Origin of the sequence: Haemophilus seminalis, from assembly GCF_006384255.1 — a bacterium.
GTDB classification, from domain to species: Bacteria; Pseudomonadota; Gammaproteobacteria; order Enterobacterales; family Pasteurellaceae; genus Haemophilus; species Haemophilus seminalis.
In genome coordinates, this window is sequence record NZ_VCED01000001.1 from 305,706 (window position 1) to 321,939 (window position 16,234).

Here is a 16,234-nt window from a genome sequence, read left to right on the forward strand (position 1 = left end):
AATCCATTTTTTATTTATTGTGGTAAAGCGCCGCTTCCCCAAGTTTGCACTTCTTCAGGGCGTTTTATCTGAAGTAAGAAACGTTTGTTTGGCTGCGCCTGTGGTTGAATTTCTTTTTCTGCTGGTGTGGAGAAAGAAATACCACCTTTTAGCAACTGTTGAACACTTCCTGTATTAAATGCGGCACCTTTCCAACCTAAGGTAAAGTCATAGCCTGATGCAACCCAAAATTCTGTATTTTGTCGAACAAGATGATTATATTTTGGCATGATTGCGATATGAACTAAGACGCGATCACCAAGACTGTTAAGCTCAAATTTTTTCACAGTACCCACTTCTACGCCTCGATAAAGAATTGGTGAACCTTCACTTAAATTCATTGCATCACGTGTTTCTAAAATAAATGGCGTGCCATTACTAAATTTATTACGTTGTGGCGCTGTTTGCGCTAAATTGAATTGTGTTTTTGCTTTACCATTCCCAATTTCAATATCGATATAAGGCTGTAATAAGCTATCAAGGTTATCTATTCCACCTGCTGAAATTTGCGGTGAGATAATCGTAAAGTTAGAACCTTCTTTTGCAATCATATTCATATAATTTGGGTTGATTAACGCTTTTGCAGTGATGCGTTTAGATTTTGCATCAAGCTGAATACTGTCAATTTGTCCTACGTCTAAACCCAAATAGCGCAGACTCATTCCTTTGCTCAGATTGGTTGCATCATCTGCCATTAAGGTGATGGCAAGTCCGATAGATTTTGCATAACTTTCATTTGCGTAAAGTGTTCGATTATTGCCCGAACCACTATTATCAAAGCTAATCGTACCTTTTAATGAACGCGCAAGTGGCGTCGCTTGAATGCTAATTCCTTTAGGTGTGATATCAATTTTCGCCGCACTTTCCACCCAAAAACGGCTTTTATCTGTCAACAAATGTTGATAGGCGGGATAAATATAAACCTCCACATCAAAGCTATTAGTTTTAGGTTTAATATTTAAAATTTTTCCCACCTCAAATTGACGATATAGTACGAGAGAGCCTTTATCAATGCTTGGTAACGTTTGGGTGTGTAAGGTTATTGTTGGCGTAAGAATATTTCCAATGATGCCATGTTCAGCATTGCTGATATTTTGATAAAGCGGATAGCTATCTTTAGCTTTTCCTTGACCTTGTTTCGTTAATACCCGTACGCCACCTTGTAACCATTTTTCCGGTGTCGCGGACTCAAAACGCAATCCGTCTACTCCAATGCTGATATCAAAGTTGGTTGCTGCGACAAATTGTGTATTTTCGTGAATTAAATTGCGATATTCGGATGCAATTGCTGCCTTAAATTGTACGCCATTTATATCCACTTTTTGTGAAACAATTTGTCCGATTGGCATGTTGTTATAAAACACATTTTGACCTTCACTTACACCATAATTTTCTGGTGCGGTGAGTGTTAAAACTAATGTATTAGGTGCATTGAGTAATAACTCATTTTCTTTAACGACATCAAATTGATGCTTAGTTTCACCATCTCCAGCAATAACATCAAAATATTCGCCACGAAAGAATTTTTTTGGATCTGCTAAATTACTAAGATCCGTTTTTTTATTGCGAAGTACGATTTTGCTATTCGCTTTAAATAAAGAGGCTTGATTTGGATCTATCAATAAACTGCCTTCTAAAATTTCATCGTTATTTTCAACCGCACTTATTTTAGAAAGAATCCCGATAGGATTATCTTGAGAATAAACTTCGGTCTGTCCTGCAATGAGACCAGCAGATGCAGGGATATTTACGTTGACTTCAATGCCACGTTTTGCGGCTTTTAAATTGGTATACAGCGTGAAATGACTATTTTCATCTGCTTTTGGGCTGTCAGCTGGAGAGTCAAAAGAAACGGCACCTTGTACAACCGCATTTAAACTTTCTACATTTAGATTTAAGCCTGATGGGCTAATGTTGGCGTTAATGCCGCTTATGTTCCAAAAACGTGAATCTTTTTTCACAAATTGTGCATAGGCTTTATCAATCACCACATCTATTTGTACTTTATTGTCTTTATTAATGCGGTAATCGTAAATTTTTCCTACAGGTAGTTTTTTAAAATAGACGGATGCACCGATGGAAATTGAGCCTAAGTCATCAGAAATTAAGTGAATCAATAAATCTCCAGGCGAAACTTGGGCAATAGGGCCTTGTTCTTCCGCAATAAATTCATCTTCGCGATCGCCATCACCCGGTTGAAGAGTGATGTAATTGCCTGATACGAGAGAATCTAAACCTGAAATTCCTGCAAGTGAAACATTTGGTTGAACAAGCCAGAATTTTGTATTTTCACGCAAAATACTTGACGCTTCAGGATTGATATTGGCAATAACTTCCACTTTTTGCATGTTATCTGTGAAATTTACTTTTTTCACCACACCAATTTGCAAACCTTGGTAGCGAACTTGTGTTTTATCTGCAACGATACCAGAACCATTGGTAAAGGTAATCGTGATGCTTGTGCCACGTTCTTTAACAATTTGGAAGAATAAAATTGCCCCAATACATAATGCAATAAAGGGAAGTAACCAAAATGGAGAAATACGACGAGTTTTTCGTACTGCCGCTGTCATTTCTGTATGTTGATCTTTCATTGAAGAACTATTTTTCTCTGTCATAAATTTTCCAAATTAATCGACTATCAAATTGTGAGGTTGAAATCATGCTGCAAAATACGGCAGCGCCGAAGTAAAATGCGCCAGGACCAACGGTAAAATTAATAATTTCACCGCGTGTTACTAGAGACATCATTAAGGCTAATACAAATAAATCGAGCATAGACCAGCGCCCAACGAAATGCACAATATGCAATAAACGTATTTGCCATTTAATAGAGTGTCGCCATTTAAAATGAACACAACTTAGTAAATAAAGTAAAATTGCAGCTTTACTGATTGGGACAAAAATACTCGCAAAGAATACCACGAAAGCAACAAAATAACTGCCCATATTCACAAAAGAAATAACTCCGGATATTAATGTATCTTCAGAGAGCGAACCTGTTAAATAAATGCCTGATATGGGTAATAAATTTGCTGGGAAGAGCATAATAATCCCTGCAATTAAACTTGCCCAAGTGCGTTGTAACTTAATATTATCTGAAATATGAACAGGCGATAAACAGCGCGGACATCGTGGGTTGTTCTTCTTATCGTAATGAATCCCATTTTTTGAAAATGTATAGTTACAAGCATCACATAATTCAATGTTGTTTGCATCATAAGCGGGTTCATTTTCGGGATAAAACTCTTTCCATAATGCTTTAAGGTTTAATTTGATAAAAAGTAAGGTTGTCAAAAGTGCGGTGAAAATAAAGGGAATTAAATAAACATTAATTTCCAGTGTTGCATATTCACGCACCTTGAACATCGTCACGCCTAGCGCAACTAAATAAACATCAAACATAACCCAAGGTTTTATATAACCTAAAAAAAGCAAGACACTACGTGGTTTAATATGCAAAATTTTTGCAATCCAGAGCATGATGACTAAAATTGCAAAGGTAATTGGCATCACAACGGCACAGATAAACACCATAAAGGCAGTGTATTCATAGCCTGCCACTGACATTTTCCAAATACCTTCCCAAATAGATGCGTCAATTTTTACACCTAACAAATGAAGACCTAATAGGGGATAACCCAAGGCAAATGGCATCAAAATAAGGATCGATAAAGCAACCATTGCGCAACGATGAACAGACCAACGCCCACCTGTCGTTAAATGGTGATGACAACGTGGACATTCAGCTTGTTCATCTTTATTTAATATTAAAGGTGTTTCTACGCTAACATCACATTCTTCGCATTTTATAATTTGAAATGATTTTTGTGTGAGGTTTGATTCTTGCACGAAAGATTATCTTTTATTCGGTTGTTAAAAACGGGGCATTTTAGCCTTGTTTAAGTATATATGGGAAGTGTTCTTGACTATTTTTGTGCAAAATTTATTCACAATGTTTTGATTCATTGTAAATTTTGTAAAAAGTGCGATAAACTAGGTCGGTTTATATTTACCCTAGGATAACTAATATGACTGATTCTCAATCTGGCGTTCAGACCACTGATGCGCAAGTAAATTCACAAAAATTAACCAATACAAAAGATATTATTGCGTATTTGGCTGAAAAATTCCCTCTTTGCTTTATTTTAGAAGGCGAAGCAAAACCATTAAAAATTGGTCTGTTCCAAGATTTAGCGGAAGCATTACAAGATGATGAGCGTGTAAGTAAAACTCAGTTGCGTCAGGCTCTTCGTCAATACACATCAAATTGGCGTTATTTACATGGCTGTCGGGAAGGCGCAGTGCGCGTAGATTTACAAGGTAATCCAGCTGGCGTGTTAGAAGCTGAACATGTAGCCCATGCAGCTCAACAGCTTGCAGATGCAAAAGCTCGTGTTGCTGAAAAACGTAAATCAGAGGCAGCCGCGAAAAAAGCACAACAAAAACAACGCCCACGTAAACCTGCAAATAAAAATGCTAAACATTTCAATAAGCCGTCATTAAATGCGGTTGATTTTTCACAAATTTCTGTTGGTTCTGTGGTGAAAGTGAAAGCTGGTGATCATGCGAAAAAAGCAACAGTAGTGGAAGTCCTAAAAGATTCAGCTCGTGTTCAGCTTGAAAACGGTTTGGTTATGAGCGTAGCTGCAGATCGTTTATTTGCATAATGATTTAATTCTACTCGGGAAAGGTTATGAGATCTAATATTTCAAAAAATGTGATTACTAGCGCATTGTTATCGGCATTGTTAATCGGCTCTGTGCCTGCTTTGGCTGTGCAGCCTAAATTAAAACTGAGCGATATCACTATTCCAACAGCAAGCGAAGAGAATCAGTTGGCGACTAAGCGTGCAACGACTCGATTAACCCAATCGCATTATCGAAAGATCTCATTGGATGATGCTTTTTCTGAAAAGATTTTTGATCGTTATATTAAAAATATTGATTTTAGCCATAACACCTTTTTGCAATCTGATGTAGATGAACTTCGTCAAAAATATGGCGCTAAGTTGGATGACCAGTTAAATCAAGGTGATCTTTCTGCTGCTTTTGACATTTATGATGTAATGATGAAGCGTCGTTATGAACGTTATGCTTATGCATTGTCTTTATTAGATAAAGAACCTAATTTGAATGGTCAGGATCAAATTGAAATTGATCGTGAAAAAGCGGCATTTCCGAAAAACGAAGAGGAAGCTAACAAACTTTGGGAAGAACGAGTAAAAAATGACATTATCAATCTTAAATTAAAAGATAAAAAATGGTCAGAAATTAAGTCAAAACTCACCAAACGTTATAATTTGGCAATTCGCCGTTTAACTCAAACGAAGGCAGATGATATTCTTCAAACTTATTTAAATGCATTTGCTCGAGAAATTGATCCACATACCAGCTATCTTGCACCAAGAACCGCGAAAAGTTTTAATGAAAGCATGAATCTTTCTCTTGAGGGGATTGGGGCAACGTTACAATCAGAAGATGATGAAACAAGCATTAAGTCACTTGTTCCTGGCGCACCAGCGGAGAAAAGTAAAAAATTACATCCCGGAGATAAGATTATTGGTGTGGGTCAAGCAACAGGCGAGATTGAAGATGTCGTTGGCTGGCGTTTAGAAGATATTGTTGAGAAAATCAAGGGTAAAAAAGGCACAAAAGTGCGGTTAGAAATTGAACCGTCTAAAGGTGGAAAATCCCGCATTATTACTTTAGTGCGCGATAAAGTGCGTATTGAAGATCAAGCTGCAAAATTAACCATGGATAAAGCAGATGGTAAAAATATTGCGGTAATCAAAGTGCCAAGTTTCTATATTGGTTTAACTGATGATGTTAAAAAATTATTGGTTAAAGCCGAGAAACAAAAAGCCGATGCGTTAATTATTGATTTGCGTGAGAACGGTGGTGGCGCATTAACAGAAGCAGTTGCTTTAAGTGGTTTGTTTATTACTAATGGTCCTGTTGTGCAAGTACGTGATGCTTATCAACGAATTCGTGTACATGAAGATGATGATGCTGAGCAACAATATAAAGGCCCTTTGTTTGTCATGATTAACCGTTATAGTGCTTCAGCATCAGAAATTTTTGCAGCGGCAATGCAGGATTACAATCGCGGTATTGTTATTGGACAAAATACTTACGGTAAAGGTACCGTTCAGCAAAGTCGTCCTTTGAATTTTGTGTATGATTTGGATCAGACTCCGTTAGGTTTATTGCAATATACCATCCAAAAATTCTATCGAATTAATGGTGGATCAACTCAGTTAAAAGGTGTGGCGGCAGATATTAATTTCCCTGAAATTATCGATGCGAAAGAATATGGCGAAGATAAAGAAGATAATGCATTGCCGTGGGATAAAATTCCATCCGCAACTTATAAAGAAGTTGGTAATGCGCGCAAAGATGTTGATGTATTAAATCAAAAACATCTTGAGCGTATTGCTAAAGATCCTGAATTTGTTGCATTGAATGAAGATTTAAAAATTCGTAATGAGCGCCGTGATCGCAAATTCTTATCGTTGAATTATCAAACGCGTAAAGCTGAAAATGATAAGGATGATGCAAGACGCTTAAAAGATATTAATGAGCGTTTTAAACGCGAAGGCAAAAAAGCATTAAATGATATTGATGATTTACCGAAAGATTATGAAGCGCCAGATTTCTTCTTAAAAGAAGCAGAAAAAATGGCTGCGGATTTTGTCATGTTGAATTCAAGTGCGCAAGATGTTGGTAAAGAAGCTCAGAAACCAACAGAAAAAGTAGAAGAGAAAAAATAAAATTATTTTAACCGCACTTTGTTTTAGAATTTAAATAAAGTGCGGTTGTTTTAGGGAATGTTTAAGGAATGGCTATGTTTAAAAGCTCTGCAAAGCTCTCAGTATTTGCGTTGTCATTGTCAATGATGACGTCAGGATGCGCTTTAGCAGATTTTGTAAAAAATGGACAATCGGCACAACTTCATGGCGTTGATGTTTCGCATTTCTCTCCAGAAGAAAAACAAAAGCTTGAAGAGGAAATTAAATTAGATCAAGCCCGCTTAGCACAGGAAAAGCAAGCGATTTTAGAAATGTCGCTAACCCATGAAATAGGCGAGCATGCTTTACAGTTTAAGCCTTTGTTAGCTCGTTTATATGCAGAACGTAAATATGCGCCATTATGGAAAGATAATGCTGCGGCTCGTCAATTATTACAGGGTTATGCAGCCATGGTGGCTAGCGGTATTTCTAAACGTTCAGCAAAATCCTTAGAATCCTTTGAGTTGATCGAACAACAAGGTGGGTTAGCTTATGATGTTTTATTAAGTGATATATTGCTAGATTATTTGTATTATACTCAAAATGTAGGTGTGCAAGCCCAACGTTGGCTTTATTCATCTAGCGCTTATCAAGTTCAACAACCTGCAGATGAGCATATTCAACGTTGGTTAAGTGCGGTAGAAAATGGCCAACTTTTAGGTTTTGTACAAAGTTTATCGGGTGATAATCACTTATATCATCAAACTGTTAAAGCATTATCATCAATGGTATCAGCCTCAGGATTATCAGAAGTTGGCAAAAAACTTGCTATTAATGCGCAACGTTTGCGAGTAATTCCTGATTTTCATAATGGTATCTTTGTAAATATTCCAAGTTATAAATTGCAGTATTATCGTGATGGTAATTTAACTTTGGAGTCTCGTGTTATTGTTGGTAAGGATGAGCGACGTACGCCAGTGATGTATAGCAAATTGAGTAATGTTGTTGTTAATCCACCTTGGAATGCGCCGACTCGTTTGATTAATGAAGATTTGTTGCCAAAAATGAAAGCGGATCCAAATTATATTACGGAGCATAATTATTCAATTTTAGATAGTCAGGGAAATGTCGTTGATCCTGCTTCTATTGATTGGGCATCTATTGGTAATAAATTCCCTTATCGAGTTCGACAAGCCGCGGGCGATAGCGCATTGGGTAATTATAAATTTAATATGCCAAGCTCAGATGCGATTTATTTGCATGATACGCCAAATCATGGATTATTTAATCGTAAAGATCGTGCGTTAAGTTCTGGTTGCGTACGTGTGGAAAAATCCGATCAACTTGCTAGTATTTTATTGAAAGAAGCAGGGTGGTCTGATGAACGTAAAAAGAATGTTTTAGAGAGTAAAAAAACGGTTTCTGCCCCAATTCGTTCGGAAAACCCTGTGTTTATATACTATGTTACATCCTGGGTTGATGAAGGAAAAATTCAAGTATTGCCAGATATTTATAAATATGATGGATTGATGAATTTCAGTGGAATTAACTGGAATGTGGTCAAAAAATATCTCTAATAATCCATCAAAAAATAGAAAGGAGAGAGGATGAACAAGGTTGATAAACAGAAACGTAAATGGTTGTCGCTTGGTGGCATTGTTTTAGGCGCATCAATTTTACCAAATTCTGTATTAGCAATGGTTTCAACACCTAAGCCTCGTATTTTGACATTCCGTAATATTAATACGGGAGAGCGATTAAGTGGTGAGTTTTCTGCACAAAAAGGTTTCGCAAGTGCCACATTAAAAAAATTAGACCATTTTATGCGCGATAAACGAACAAACCAAGTTCATAGAATGGATCCAAGTTTATTCCACAAGTTTTATAATATTCAAAGTAATTTAGGTTTACGCAATGCTGAAATTGAAGTAATTTGTGGATATCGTTCCGCTGCAACTAATGCAATGCGTCATCGTCAAAGTAAAGGCGTGGCGAGTAATAGCTATCATATTAAAGGAAAGGCCATTGATTTTCGTATTGCAGGTGTGCCTTTGAGTAAAGTGAAATCTTCCGCAGAAAATCTTCGAAATGGTGGGGTAGGGTATTATCCGACAAGTAATTTTATTCATGTGGATACTGGCCCTGTTAGAACCTGGAAAGGGGTATAAAATAAATTTAAAATTGACCGCACTTTTGTGCGGTTTTTCATTGGAAAATACTATGCTATTTGACAGTCATCTTCATTTGGATCAACTTTCTGATGAGAATATTCATAAAACACTTGGTGATTCAAAGATTACAGGTATGCTTGCGGTAAGTACGAATCTAAAAAGTGCTAAAAAGCTATTGAATTTAAAACAGGCTTATCCCGAGAAACTTTATATTGCAGCTGGTTTTCACCCTGAGCAGCTATTGCTAAATTTAGAAGAGCAAGAAGAATTATTTCAATGGATTGATGAACATCATTCTTTAATTTCTGCGATTGGCGAGGTGGGGTTGCCACATTATTCTAAACGTGAAAATTTAAATTTGGATTACGCACCTTATATTGAATTACTGGAGCGATTTATTCTTATAGCGAAAAAATGGGATTTGCCGTTAAATTTACATATTGTGCATAATGATGTGGATATTGCGCTTGAATTATTGCAGAAACATAATATCCAACGAGCCCATTTTCATTGGTTTAAGACAGATGAAAAATCTTTTCAGAAATTTTTATCTACACCATATTTTGCTAGCATAACGCCTGATATTTTATGGAATCCTAAAACGCAATATGTTGCTCAACATTTGTCGTTGAACCGTTTGATGATTGAAACGGATAGTCCCTGGCCACATGAAGGATTTGAAAGTGCGGTAATTTCTGAGCAATTATTCGCAGTAGTGAAGAAAGTAGCTGAATTAAGATCTTTTCCATTACATTATGTTCAAGAGCAAATGCTTTTGAATACTCAACAATTTTATCGATTATAAGGAGCAAGCATGAATATCGAAATTATCCCAGTCACCGCATTTCAACAAAACTGTTCTTTGATTTGGGATGACGACAAAAATGCAGCAATTATTGACCCAGGTGGCGAAGCCGAACGCTTAATTCAACGTATTGAAGAACTGGATTTAAATCTTAAAGTGATTTTGCTTACCCATGGACATTTAGATCATGTTGGCGCAGCGATGCAGTTAAAACAACATTTTGGCGTTGAAATTTGGGGCTCTCATGAAGAAGATAAATTTTTATTTGAGAGTTTACCCGAACAAGCCCAACACTTTGGTTTGCCAAATATTGAAGCCTTTTTACCTGATCGTTGGTTTAATCAAGAAGGTGAAATCTTAAAATTAGATGGCTTTAATTTCGAGATTTTACATTTACCAGGGCATACACCTGGGCATATCGGTTTTATTGAACATGATAAAAAAGTGGCATTTACAGGCGATGTATTATTTCAAGGCGGAATTGGTCGTACCGATTTTCCTCGTGGCGATTATGAAACATTGATTTCTTCAATTCGAACAAAATTATTACCGCTGAACGAAGATATTATTATTATCGCTGGGCATGGACCTTATACAACCATTGGCCGAGAAAAACAGACAAACCCATTTTTAAATTCTAAATCCTAAGTTTTAATACAAGTAAAAATAACCGCACTTTGTTTAAGAGATGAAGTACGGTTTTTTATTGATTTTATGCGAAAAAGGGCGAGATTATGTCACAACCTCATTCTACTATTCAGTTACTTCTCGAAATCTTGCGTTTCATTCCTAAAAAAGGGTAATCCCTGTTGAGCAAATATCGCTTTCTCAATGCTACTGCAACCACGTTCACTTTTGAACGCTCAAAATTCAACCTAAAACATTATCTCGCTGAACAACATTTTGGCTTTGGTAACGGCAAGAAAATCCGTCTGACTTTTCGCATTGGTAAGCCTTATGGTTTCCATTTAACCGAAACGCCGTTGTCCACAGATCAAGAAATCACAGACGAAGGCGAAACTTATTTAGTTCGTGCGACGGTGGTGGAAAGTGAGATGCTGAATTGGTGGATGCGAAGTTTGGAGAGGAGATTGAGGAGGTTGGGCGAGAATATATAAATAGAATAATTTTTAATCCCTTTCATTGAAAAATGAAAGGGATTTTTTGTGTGTTTTTTCATCGATTTCTCAATGAGTATACTCATTGTTGTTTTAGCTGTAAAGCTAAAACAAACAAATCTGATTAAACATTTATTTATAGGAGATCTATTATGAAAAAGAATGTTCGTATTGGCGTATATATCTCTTTTTCATCTGAAACCCCAAAATCTGATATTGAGAATATTTTTAGAAATTTGGGATATGAGTTTGTTCAAGGAATTTTTCTTTCTGAAAGGGAATGTAATTTTATTAAAGATATTGAAATAGATATAGATAAAGTAAATTCTGAATTGAAAGCTTTAGAATTGAGAGCAAGAAATACTCTTGAAAAATGTGGAGTCAAAGCGATTCAATTAAAATTTTTTGGTGAATATAGTAATTAGTATAGGGTGAGTTATGTTTAAAAAAACGTTGTCAGTTTTTTCGATTTTTGTTTTAACCGCATGTGGTAGTAGTTATCAATTTATTCCACAACAACCAAAATATAAAATATCAGATGAGGATATGAAGGAAGTTGTGTCTGTTATTAATAAATTAGAACATTGTATCCACCCTGAATTAAAAGGTCTAACATTGGAGGATGCGGATAGAAAGGTCTATAGAAAATATTCTCAAGAAGAAAGAATTCTTTGGAATAATGCTCAGCTGAACACCATTGTTAAAGTAATAGGAGAACGAGATTCAAGAATAATAGCAAACGATCCTGCTTCACAAGCTTATTTTTCTGAACAGCATAAAAAATTTAATAACAATATAGCAAATGTTGACGTAAATGAATGTAAGGCATTCAAAAGAGACTATAACAATGCAATTTCAGAATTAAGAAAACAAATTCAAGAACAGAAAAAACAAGCTATTGCTAAACAAAAAGCAGCAGAGCAGCAGCGTAAAGCTCAGCAAATTCAAGCTGAAAAAGAGCGTAAAGCCCGCGAAGCATATTTAAAAACACCACAAGGTCAAGCCGAATTAGCTCGTCAGCAGCAAGCTGAATATCAGCGTCAAATGTTAGCTCAGCAACGTGAATATCAACAGCAAATGTTAGAGATGCAAAGACAAGCTGCTCAGCAAGCTGCATTTCAAGAATTCTCTAACTCTATTAGTTCAGGACTTCGAAATATGAATCAGCAAATCCAACAGGGCACACAATTTATGAATCAAATGAATCAGAATATGCGTTCTTCCTGTCAATCTATTGGAAATGGTTGGGGAACTGGCGGTTGGACAAATGTTTGTAATTAAGGAGAAATTTTAAATGAAATTTAAAATAGCATTAATTCTATTATCTGCTTTTTCATTAACGGGTTGTATTACAGCATATATGATCTCTGATGAAGAAGCATTTAAATTAGGAAAAGAAGAAAAAATGACGATGGAATGTTTGTCTCGATATAGCAATATATCTGACTTGAAAAATATATCGAATTTACCTGATGTAGGAATTGGTGAAAGATTAAAATTTGCAGCCAAAGAAACTATAGGTGGTACAGTTTTTGGACAAGGTAGATATAATTTTATAAAAAGAGATTATATATTCCATAAGTCAGTTGAAAATCATATGGATATTATTAATAAGGCACGTAGTATAAATATTCAACCTAATTTTCAAGAGTGTAAATTATATGTTGAGCACTATGAAAATATTTATCGCACTTTAAAATATCAAGGGTTTTAATAAGCAAATAAATATGAAACATTCAATTAAAATTTTAGCAATACCATTTTTAGTATTAGCTTTTTCACAATCAGTATCAGCTAATTTGCCTGCAAATATTTCTCGTACTCAGCTGATTCAAAAAGCAGAGCAAGGCAATGAAGAAGCACAATTAATGCTGGCAGCTCGTTATGGTAAAGGCTATGGAGATATACCACAAGATTGTTCTCAATCTATTTATTGGTTTACTAGAGCTGCAGAACAAGGAAGTGCATTAGGACAATTTTCTTTAGCTATGGCATACGATCAGGGAGATTGTGTGCAGCAAAGCTATAATCAAGCTGTTAAATGGTTTAAGGCTGCGGCACAACAAAATATTCCTATTGCTCAAGCAATGCTTGCACAGAAATATTATCGTGGTCAAGGCGTAAGACAGAATCGAGCTGAAGCAAAAGAATGGACTGGAAGAGCTTGTGATAATGGTATAGAAGATGCCTGCCATAATTATCGGCTGATGAATGAAGGTAAGTATTAATAAAAATCAATGATTCTTACTAAGATTCGTTTTCTTTTTTAAAATCCCTTTCACCATCAGATGAAAGGGATTTTTTATTGTTTGAAATTCAAAGAGTTTGAACTAGATCACAAATTTGTAACAATTTCTGATAAGAGACTTATTTCCTTTTCAATCCTATGTATAATGGAGAAAAAATGGAGCGAAAAATATCGTTCCAAATAATCATAATAAAGAGGTAATTATGCAGCAAAACAAGGCATTTGATGATTGGTTAGCTAGCACAGCATTAGGCGGTGCAAATCAATCTTATATAGAAGAACTTTATGAAAGCTATTTGAGTGATCCGCAGTCGGTGGAGGAAAGCTGGCGGGCCACTTTTGATTCTTTACCAAAAATAACCGCACTTGAACAGCCCCATACACCAGTACGAGATTATTTTCGTCGTTTAGCGCGAGAAAATCATAATGAAGCGGTGACAGTGATAGATCCTGCTGCTGGTGCAAAATTGGTGAAAGTTCTACAATTTATCAATGCCTATCGTTTTCGTGGCCATTTAGAGGCTAATCTCGATCCCCTAAATTATTATCGTTGGAAAGTCTCTTCCGTCCCTGAATTAGATTATCGTCATCACGGTTTTACTGAACAAGATCTCAACGAAACCTTCAATATTAATCATTACGTTTACAAACGCGATACCATTAAACTTGGCGAATTGGCTCAAATGTTGAAAGAGACATATTGTGGTTCAATTGGTTTGGAGTTTATGCATGTGCAAGATATGGCACAGAAAACTTGGCTTCAGAGCAAAATGGAAAGTGTGTTAGATAAACCGCTTTTTACATCTGAGGAACGTGTTAATTTTCTTCGTGAACTTACCGCTGCAGACGGTTTAGAACGTTATCTGGGTGCAAAATTCCCGGGGGCGAAACGCTTTTCTTTAGAAGGAAGTGATGCATTTATTCCATTAATGAAAGAAATTATCCGTCATGCTAGTCGCCAAGGGGTAAATGATGTGGTAATGGGAATGGCACACCGTGGGCGTTTGAATATGCTCGTGAATGTATTAGGTAAAAAGCCTGAGGATTTATTTGATGAATTTGCGGGTAAACATTCGAGTGAACGTACGGGGGATGTGAAATATCATCAAGGTTTTTCTTCTGATTTCGCAGTGGATGATAAGCGAGTTCACTTAACTTTGGCATTTAATCCATCTCATTTGGAAATTGTAAACCCAGTAGTAGTGGGCTCTGTGCGCTCAAGACAGACTCGCATTAATGATACAACGCGTAGCCAAGTTTTAGCGATTACAGTACATGGTGATTCCGCTGTAGCTGGGCAGGGCGTTGTTCAAGAAACATTGAATATGTCAAATGCCCGTGGTTACAGTGTGGGCGGTACCATTCGTATCGTGATTAATAACCAAATTGGTTTTACGACATCTAATCCGAATGACACGCGTTCCACAGAGTATTGCACCGATATTGCGAAAATGATTCAAGCGCCGATTATTCACGTTAATGGTGATGATCCTGAAGCGGTTGCTTTTGCTGCGCGTATGGCGGTGGAATATCGTAATTTATTCAAACGAGATATTTTTATTGATTTGATTTCTTATCGTCGTCATGGTCATAACGAAGCTGATGAGCCATTAGCTACTCAACCAATGATGTATAGCATCATCAAAAAACATCCTACACCTCGTAAAGTTTATGCAGATCGCTTAGTTGCAGAAGGCGTGATGACTGAAGAACAAGTCACCGAGATGGCGAATGATTATCGCGATGCACTAGATAATGGTGATCGAGTCGTATCTGAATGGCGAGAAATGGATACGGCAAAAATGGATTGGTTGCAATATTTAAACTATGATTGGACTGCGCCGTATGAAAGCAAATTTTCACAGGAACGTTTTTTAACGCTTGCTAAACGTGTGTGTGAATATCCAGAAAGTTTACGTGCGCATCCTCGTGTAGAAAAAATCTATAATGATCGTAAAGCAATGTATCAAGGCGAGAAATTGCTCGATTGGGGGATGGCTGAAACCATGGCTTATGCAACCTTACTTGATGAAGGTGTTAATGTCCGTTTATCAGGTGAAGATGCTGGGCGCGGAACCTTTTTCCATCGCCATGCTGTTGTGCATAATCAAAATGATGGTACGGGGTATGTGCCATTGACCCATCTGCATGCTAACCAAGGTCGTTTTGAAGTATGGGATTCTGTACTTTCTGAAGAATCTGTACTTGCTTTTGAATATGGCTATGCAACAACAGATCCAAAAACTTTAACCATTTGGGAAGCGCAATTTGGCGATTTTGCTAATGGTGCACAAATTGTTATCGACCAATTTATTAGCTCCGGCGAACAAAAATGGGGGAGAATGTGTGGTTTAGTTATGTTATTGCCTCATGGCTATGAGGGGCAGGGCCCAGAACATTCTTCCGCACGTCTTGAACGTTATTTGCAACTTTGTGCTGAACAAAATATGCAAGTCTGCGTGCCATCAACGCCAGCACAGGTGTACCATATGTTGCGCCGTCAATCTTTACGTAAAATGCGCCGTCCATTGATTGCTATTTCTCCAAAATCTTTGTTACGCCATCCATTGGCTGTATCCAGTTTAGATGAGTTGATTAATGGAGCTTTCCAAACGGTAATTGGAGAAATTGACGAGCTTGATCCTAAAGATGTAAAACGTGTGGTAATGTGTTCAGGTAAAGTTTATTACGATTTAATTGAACAACGTCGTGCGAATAATCAGAAAAATGTTGCGATTATTCGTATTGAGCAGCTTTATCCATTCCCACATGAAGATGTGAAGAAAGCGCTTGAGCCTTATGCACATGTCTCGGATTATGTATGGTGCCAAGAAGAACCACTTAACCAAGGGGCTTGGTATTGCAGCAAACATAATTTTGAATCAGCAATTCCAGAATCCGTTAAACTCAAATATGCAGGGCGTCCAGCTTCGGCTTCACCTGCTGTGGGTTATATGTCGCTTCACACTAAACAGCAAAAACAGTTAGTGGAAGATGCGTTAACCCTATAAAGTGCGGTTAAAAATTAAGATATTTTTATAAATTTACAGGTGTACTTGTTGCATCGTGGATAAAAAGTAAAAGAGTAATTCAGTGCAATAAGTTGCACTTTAAGAGATAAGG

General features: G+C 36.7%; 14 protein-coding genes. 12 read left to right on the plus strand and 2 right to left on the minus strand.

Going from position 1 to position 16,234, the window contains the following annotated elements:
- Positions 1–14: 14 nt before the first annotated feature.
- Both FE813_RS01490 and FE813_RS01495 read right to left on the minus strand, forming a co-directional pair.
- Positions 15–2,657, minus strand: a complete 2,643-nt coding sequence (locus FE813_RS01490; RefSeq protein WP_139989194.1) for a PqiB family protein — start codon at positions 2,655–2,657, stop codon at positions 15–17.
- Complete coding sequence (locus FE813_RS01495; protein ID WP_139989195.1) at positions 2,641–3,891, minus strand: PqiA/YebS family transporter subunit; 1,251 nt, start codon at positions 3,889–3,891, stop codon at positions 2,641–2,643. Before FE813_RS01495 ends, FE813_RS01490 begins: the two co-directional genes overlap by 17 nt.
- Positions 3,892–4,070: 179 nt before the next feature.
- On the opposite strand from FE813_RS01495, the gene proQ reads away from it, so the two are divergent.
- The 12 genes from proQ to sucA all read left to right on the plus strand — a co-directional run bounded on the left by proQ (position 4,071) and on the right by sucA (position 16,122).
- Complete coding sequence (gene proQ, locus FE813_RS01500; RefSeq protein ID WP_180978659.1) at positions 4,071–4,709, plus strand: RNA chaperone ProQ; 639 nt, start codon at positions 4,071–4,073, stop codon at positions 4,707–4,709.
- Positions 4,710–4,735: 26 nt separating this feature from the next.
- A complete protein-coding gene (gene prc / locus FE813_RS01505) occupies positions 4,736–6,811 on the plus strand; it encodes a carboxy terminal-processing peptidase (protein ID WP_139989196.1) in 2,076 nt (691 codons plus the stop codon).
- Between the two features lie 74 nt (positions 6,812–6,885).
- On the plus strand, positions 6,886–8,346 hold the full coding sequence (locus tag FE813_RS01510) for a L,D-transpeptidase family protein (protein ID WP_459562308.1): 1,461 nt from the start codon (positions 6,886–6,888) through the stop codon (positions 8,344–8,346).
- Between the two features lie 30 nt (positions 8,347–8,376).
- Complete coding sequence (gene mepK, locus FE813_RS01515; RefSeq protein ID WP_139989198.1) at positions 8,377–8,937, plus strand: peptidoglycan L,D-endopeptidase MepK; 561 nt, start codon at positions 8,377–8,379, stop codon at positions 8,935–8,937.
- 52 nt (positions 8,938–8,989) lie between these two features.
- On the plus strand, positions 8,990–9,745 hold the full coding sequence (locus FE813_RS01520) for a TatD family hydrolase (protein ID WP_139989199.1): 756 nt from the start codon (positions 8,990–8,992) through the stop codon (positions 9,743–9,745).
- 9 nt (positions 9,746–9,754) lie between these two features.
- Positions 9,755–10,393 (plus strand): MBL fold metallo-hydrolase, encoded by a 639-nt coding sequence (locus FE813_RS01525; RefSeq protein WP_139989200.1) that lies wholly within the window; start codon positions 9,755–9,757, stop codon positions 10,391–10,393.
- 161 nt (positions 10,394–10,554) lie between these two features.
- A complete protein-coding gene (locus tag FE813_RS01530; protein WP_065249683.1) occupies positions 10,555–10,863 on the plus strand; it encodes a WYL domain-containing protein in 309 nt (102 codons plus the stop codon).
- Between the two features lie 152 nt (positions 10,864–11,015).
- Positions 11,016–11,288 (plus strand): hypothetical protein, encoded by a 273-nt coding sequence (locus FE813_RS01535; RefSeq protein ID WP_065249682.1) that lies wholly within the window; start codon positions 11,016–11,018, stop codon positions 11,286–11,288.
- Positions 11,289–11,301: 13 nt separating this feature from the next.
- Positions 11,302–12,144, plus strand: a complete 843-nt coding sequence (locus FE813_RS01540) for a DUF5358 family protein (RefSeq protein ID WP_139989201.1) — start codon at positions 11,302–11,304, stop codon at positions 12,142–12,144.
- Between the two features lie 13 nt (positions 12,145–12,157).
- Positions 12,158–12,577 (plus strand): hypothetical protein, encoded by a 420-nt coding sequence (locus FE813_RS01545; RefSeq protein ID WP_118808408.1) that lies wholly within the window; start codon positions 12,158–12,160, stop codon positions 12,575–12,577.
- Positions 12,578–12,590: 13 nt separating this feature from the next.
- On the plus strand, positions 12,591–13,091 hold the full coding sequence (locus tag FE813_RS01550) for a tetratricopeptide repeat protein (protein ID WP_139989202.1): 501 nt from the start codon (positions 12,591–12,593) through the stop codon (positions 13,089–13,091).
- A gap of 223 nt (positions 13,092–13,314) precedes the next feature.
- A complete protein-coding gene (sucA, locus tag FE813_RS01555) occupies positions 13,315–16,122 on the plus strand; it encodes a 2-oxoglutarate dehydrogenase E1 component (protein ID WP_139989203.1) in 2,808 nt (935 codons plus the stop codon).
- Positions 16,123–16,234 lie beyond the last annotated feature (112 nt).

What these genes read in the sequence shown, in the direction of transcription:
- FE813_RS01490 (WP_139989194.1), bottom strand. Translation starts at nt 2,657, where the DNA reads ATGACAGAGAAAAATAGTTCTTCAATGAAAGATCAACATACAGAAATG.
- proQ (WP_180978659.1), top strand. Translation starts at nt 4,071, where the DNA reads ATGACTGATTCTCAATCTGGCGTTCAGACCACTGATGCGCAAGTAAAT.
- prc (WP_139989196.1), top strand. Translation starts at nt 4,736, where the DNA reads ATGAGATCTAATATTTCAAAAAATGTGATTACTAGCGCATTGTTATCG.
- FE813_RS01510 (WP_459562308.1), top strand. Translation starts at nt 6,886, where the DNA reads ATGTTTAAAAGCTCTGCAAAGCTCTCAGTATTTGCGTTGTCATTGTCA.
- mepK (WP_139989198.1), top strand. Translation starts at nt 8,377, where the DNA reads ATGAACAAGGTTGATAAACAGAAACGTAAATGGTTGTCGCTTGGTGGC.
- FE813_RS01520 (WP_139989199.1), top strand. Translation starts at nt 8,990, where the DNA reads ATGCTATTTGACAGTCATCTTCATTTGGATCAACTTTCTGATGAGAAT.
- FE813_RS01525 (WP_139989200.1), top strand. Translation starts at nt 9,755, where the DNA reads ATGAATATCGAAATTATCCCAGTCACCGCATTTCAACAAAACTGTTCT.
- FE813_RS01535 (WP_065249682.1), top strand. Translation starts at nt 11,016, where the DNA reads ATGAAAAAGAATGTTCGTATTGGCGTATATATCTCTTTTTCATCTGAA.
- FE813_RS01540 (WP_139989201.1), top strand. Translation starts at nt 11,302, where the DNA reads ATGTTTAAAAAAACGTTGTCAGTTTTTTCGATTTTTGTTTTAACCGCA.
- FE813_RS01545 (WP_118808408.1), top strand. Translation starts at nt 12,158, where the DNA reads ATGAAATTTAAAATAGCATTAATTCTATTATCTGCTTTTTCATTAACG.
- FE813_RS01550 (WP_139989202.1), top strand. Translation starts at nt 12,591, where the DNA reads ATGAAACATTCAATTAAAATTTTAGCAATACCATTTTTAGTATTAGCT.
- sucA (WP_139989203.1), top strand. Translation starts at nt 13,315, where the DNA reads ATGCAGCAAAACAAGGCATTTGATGATTGGTTAGCTAGCACAGCATTA.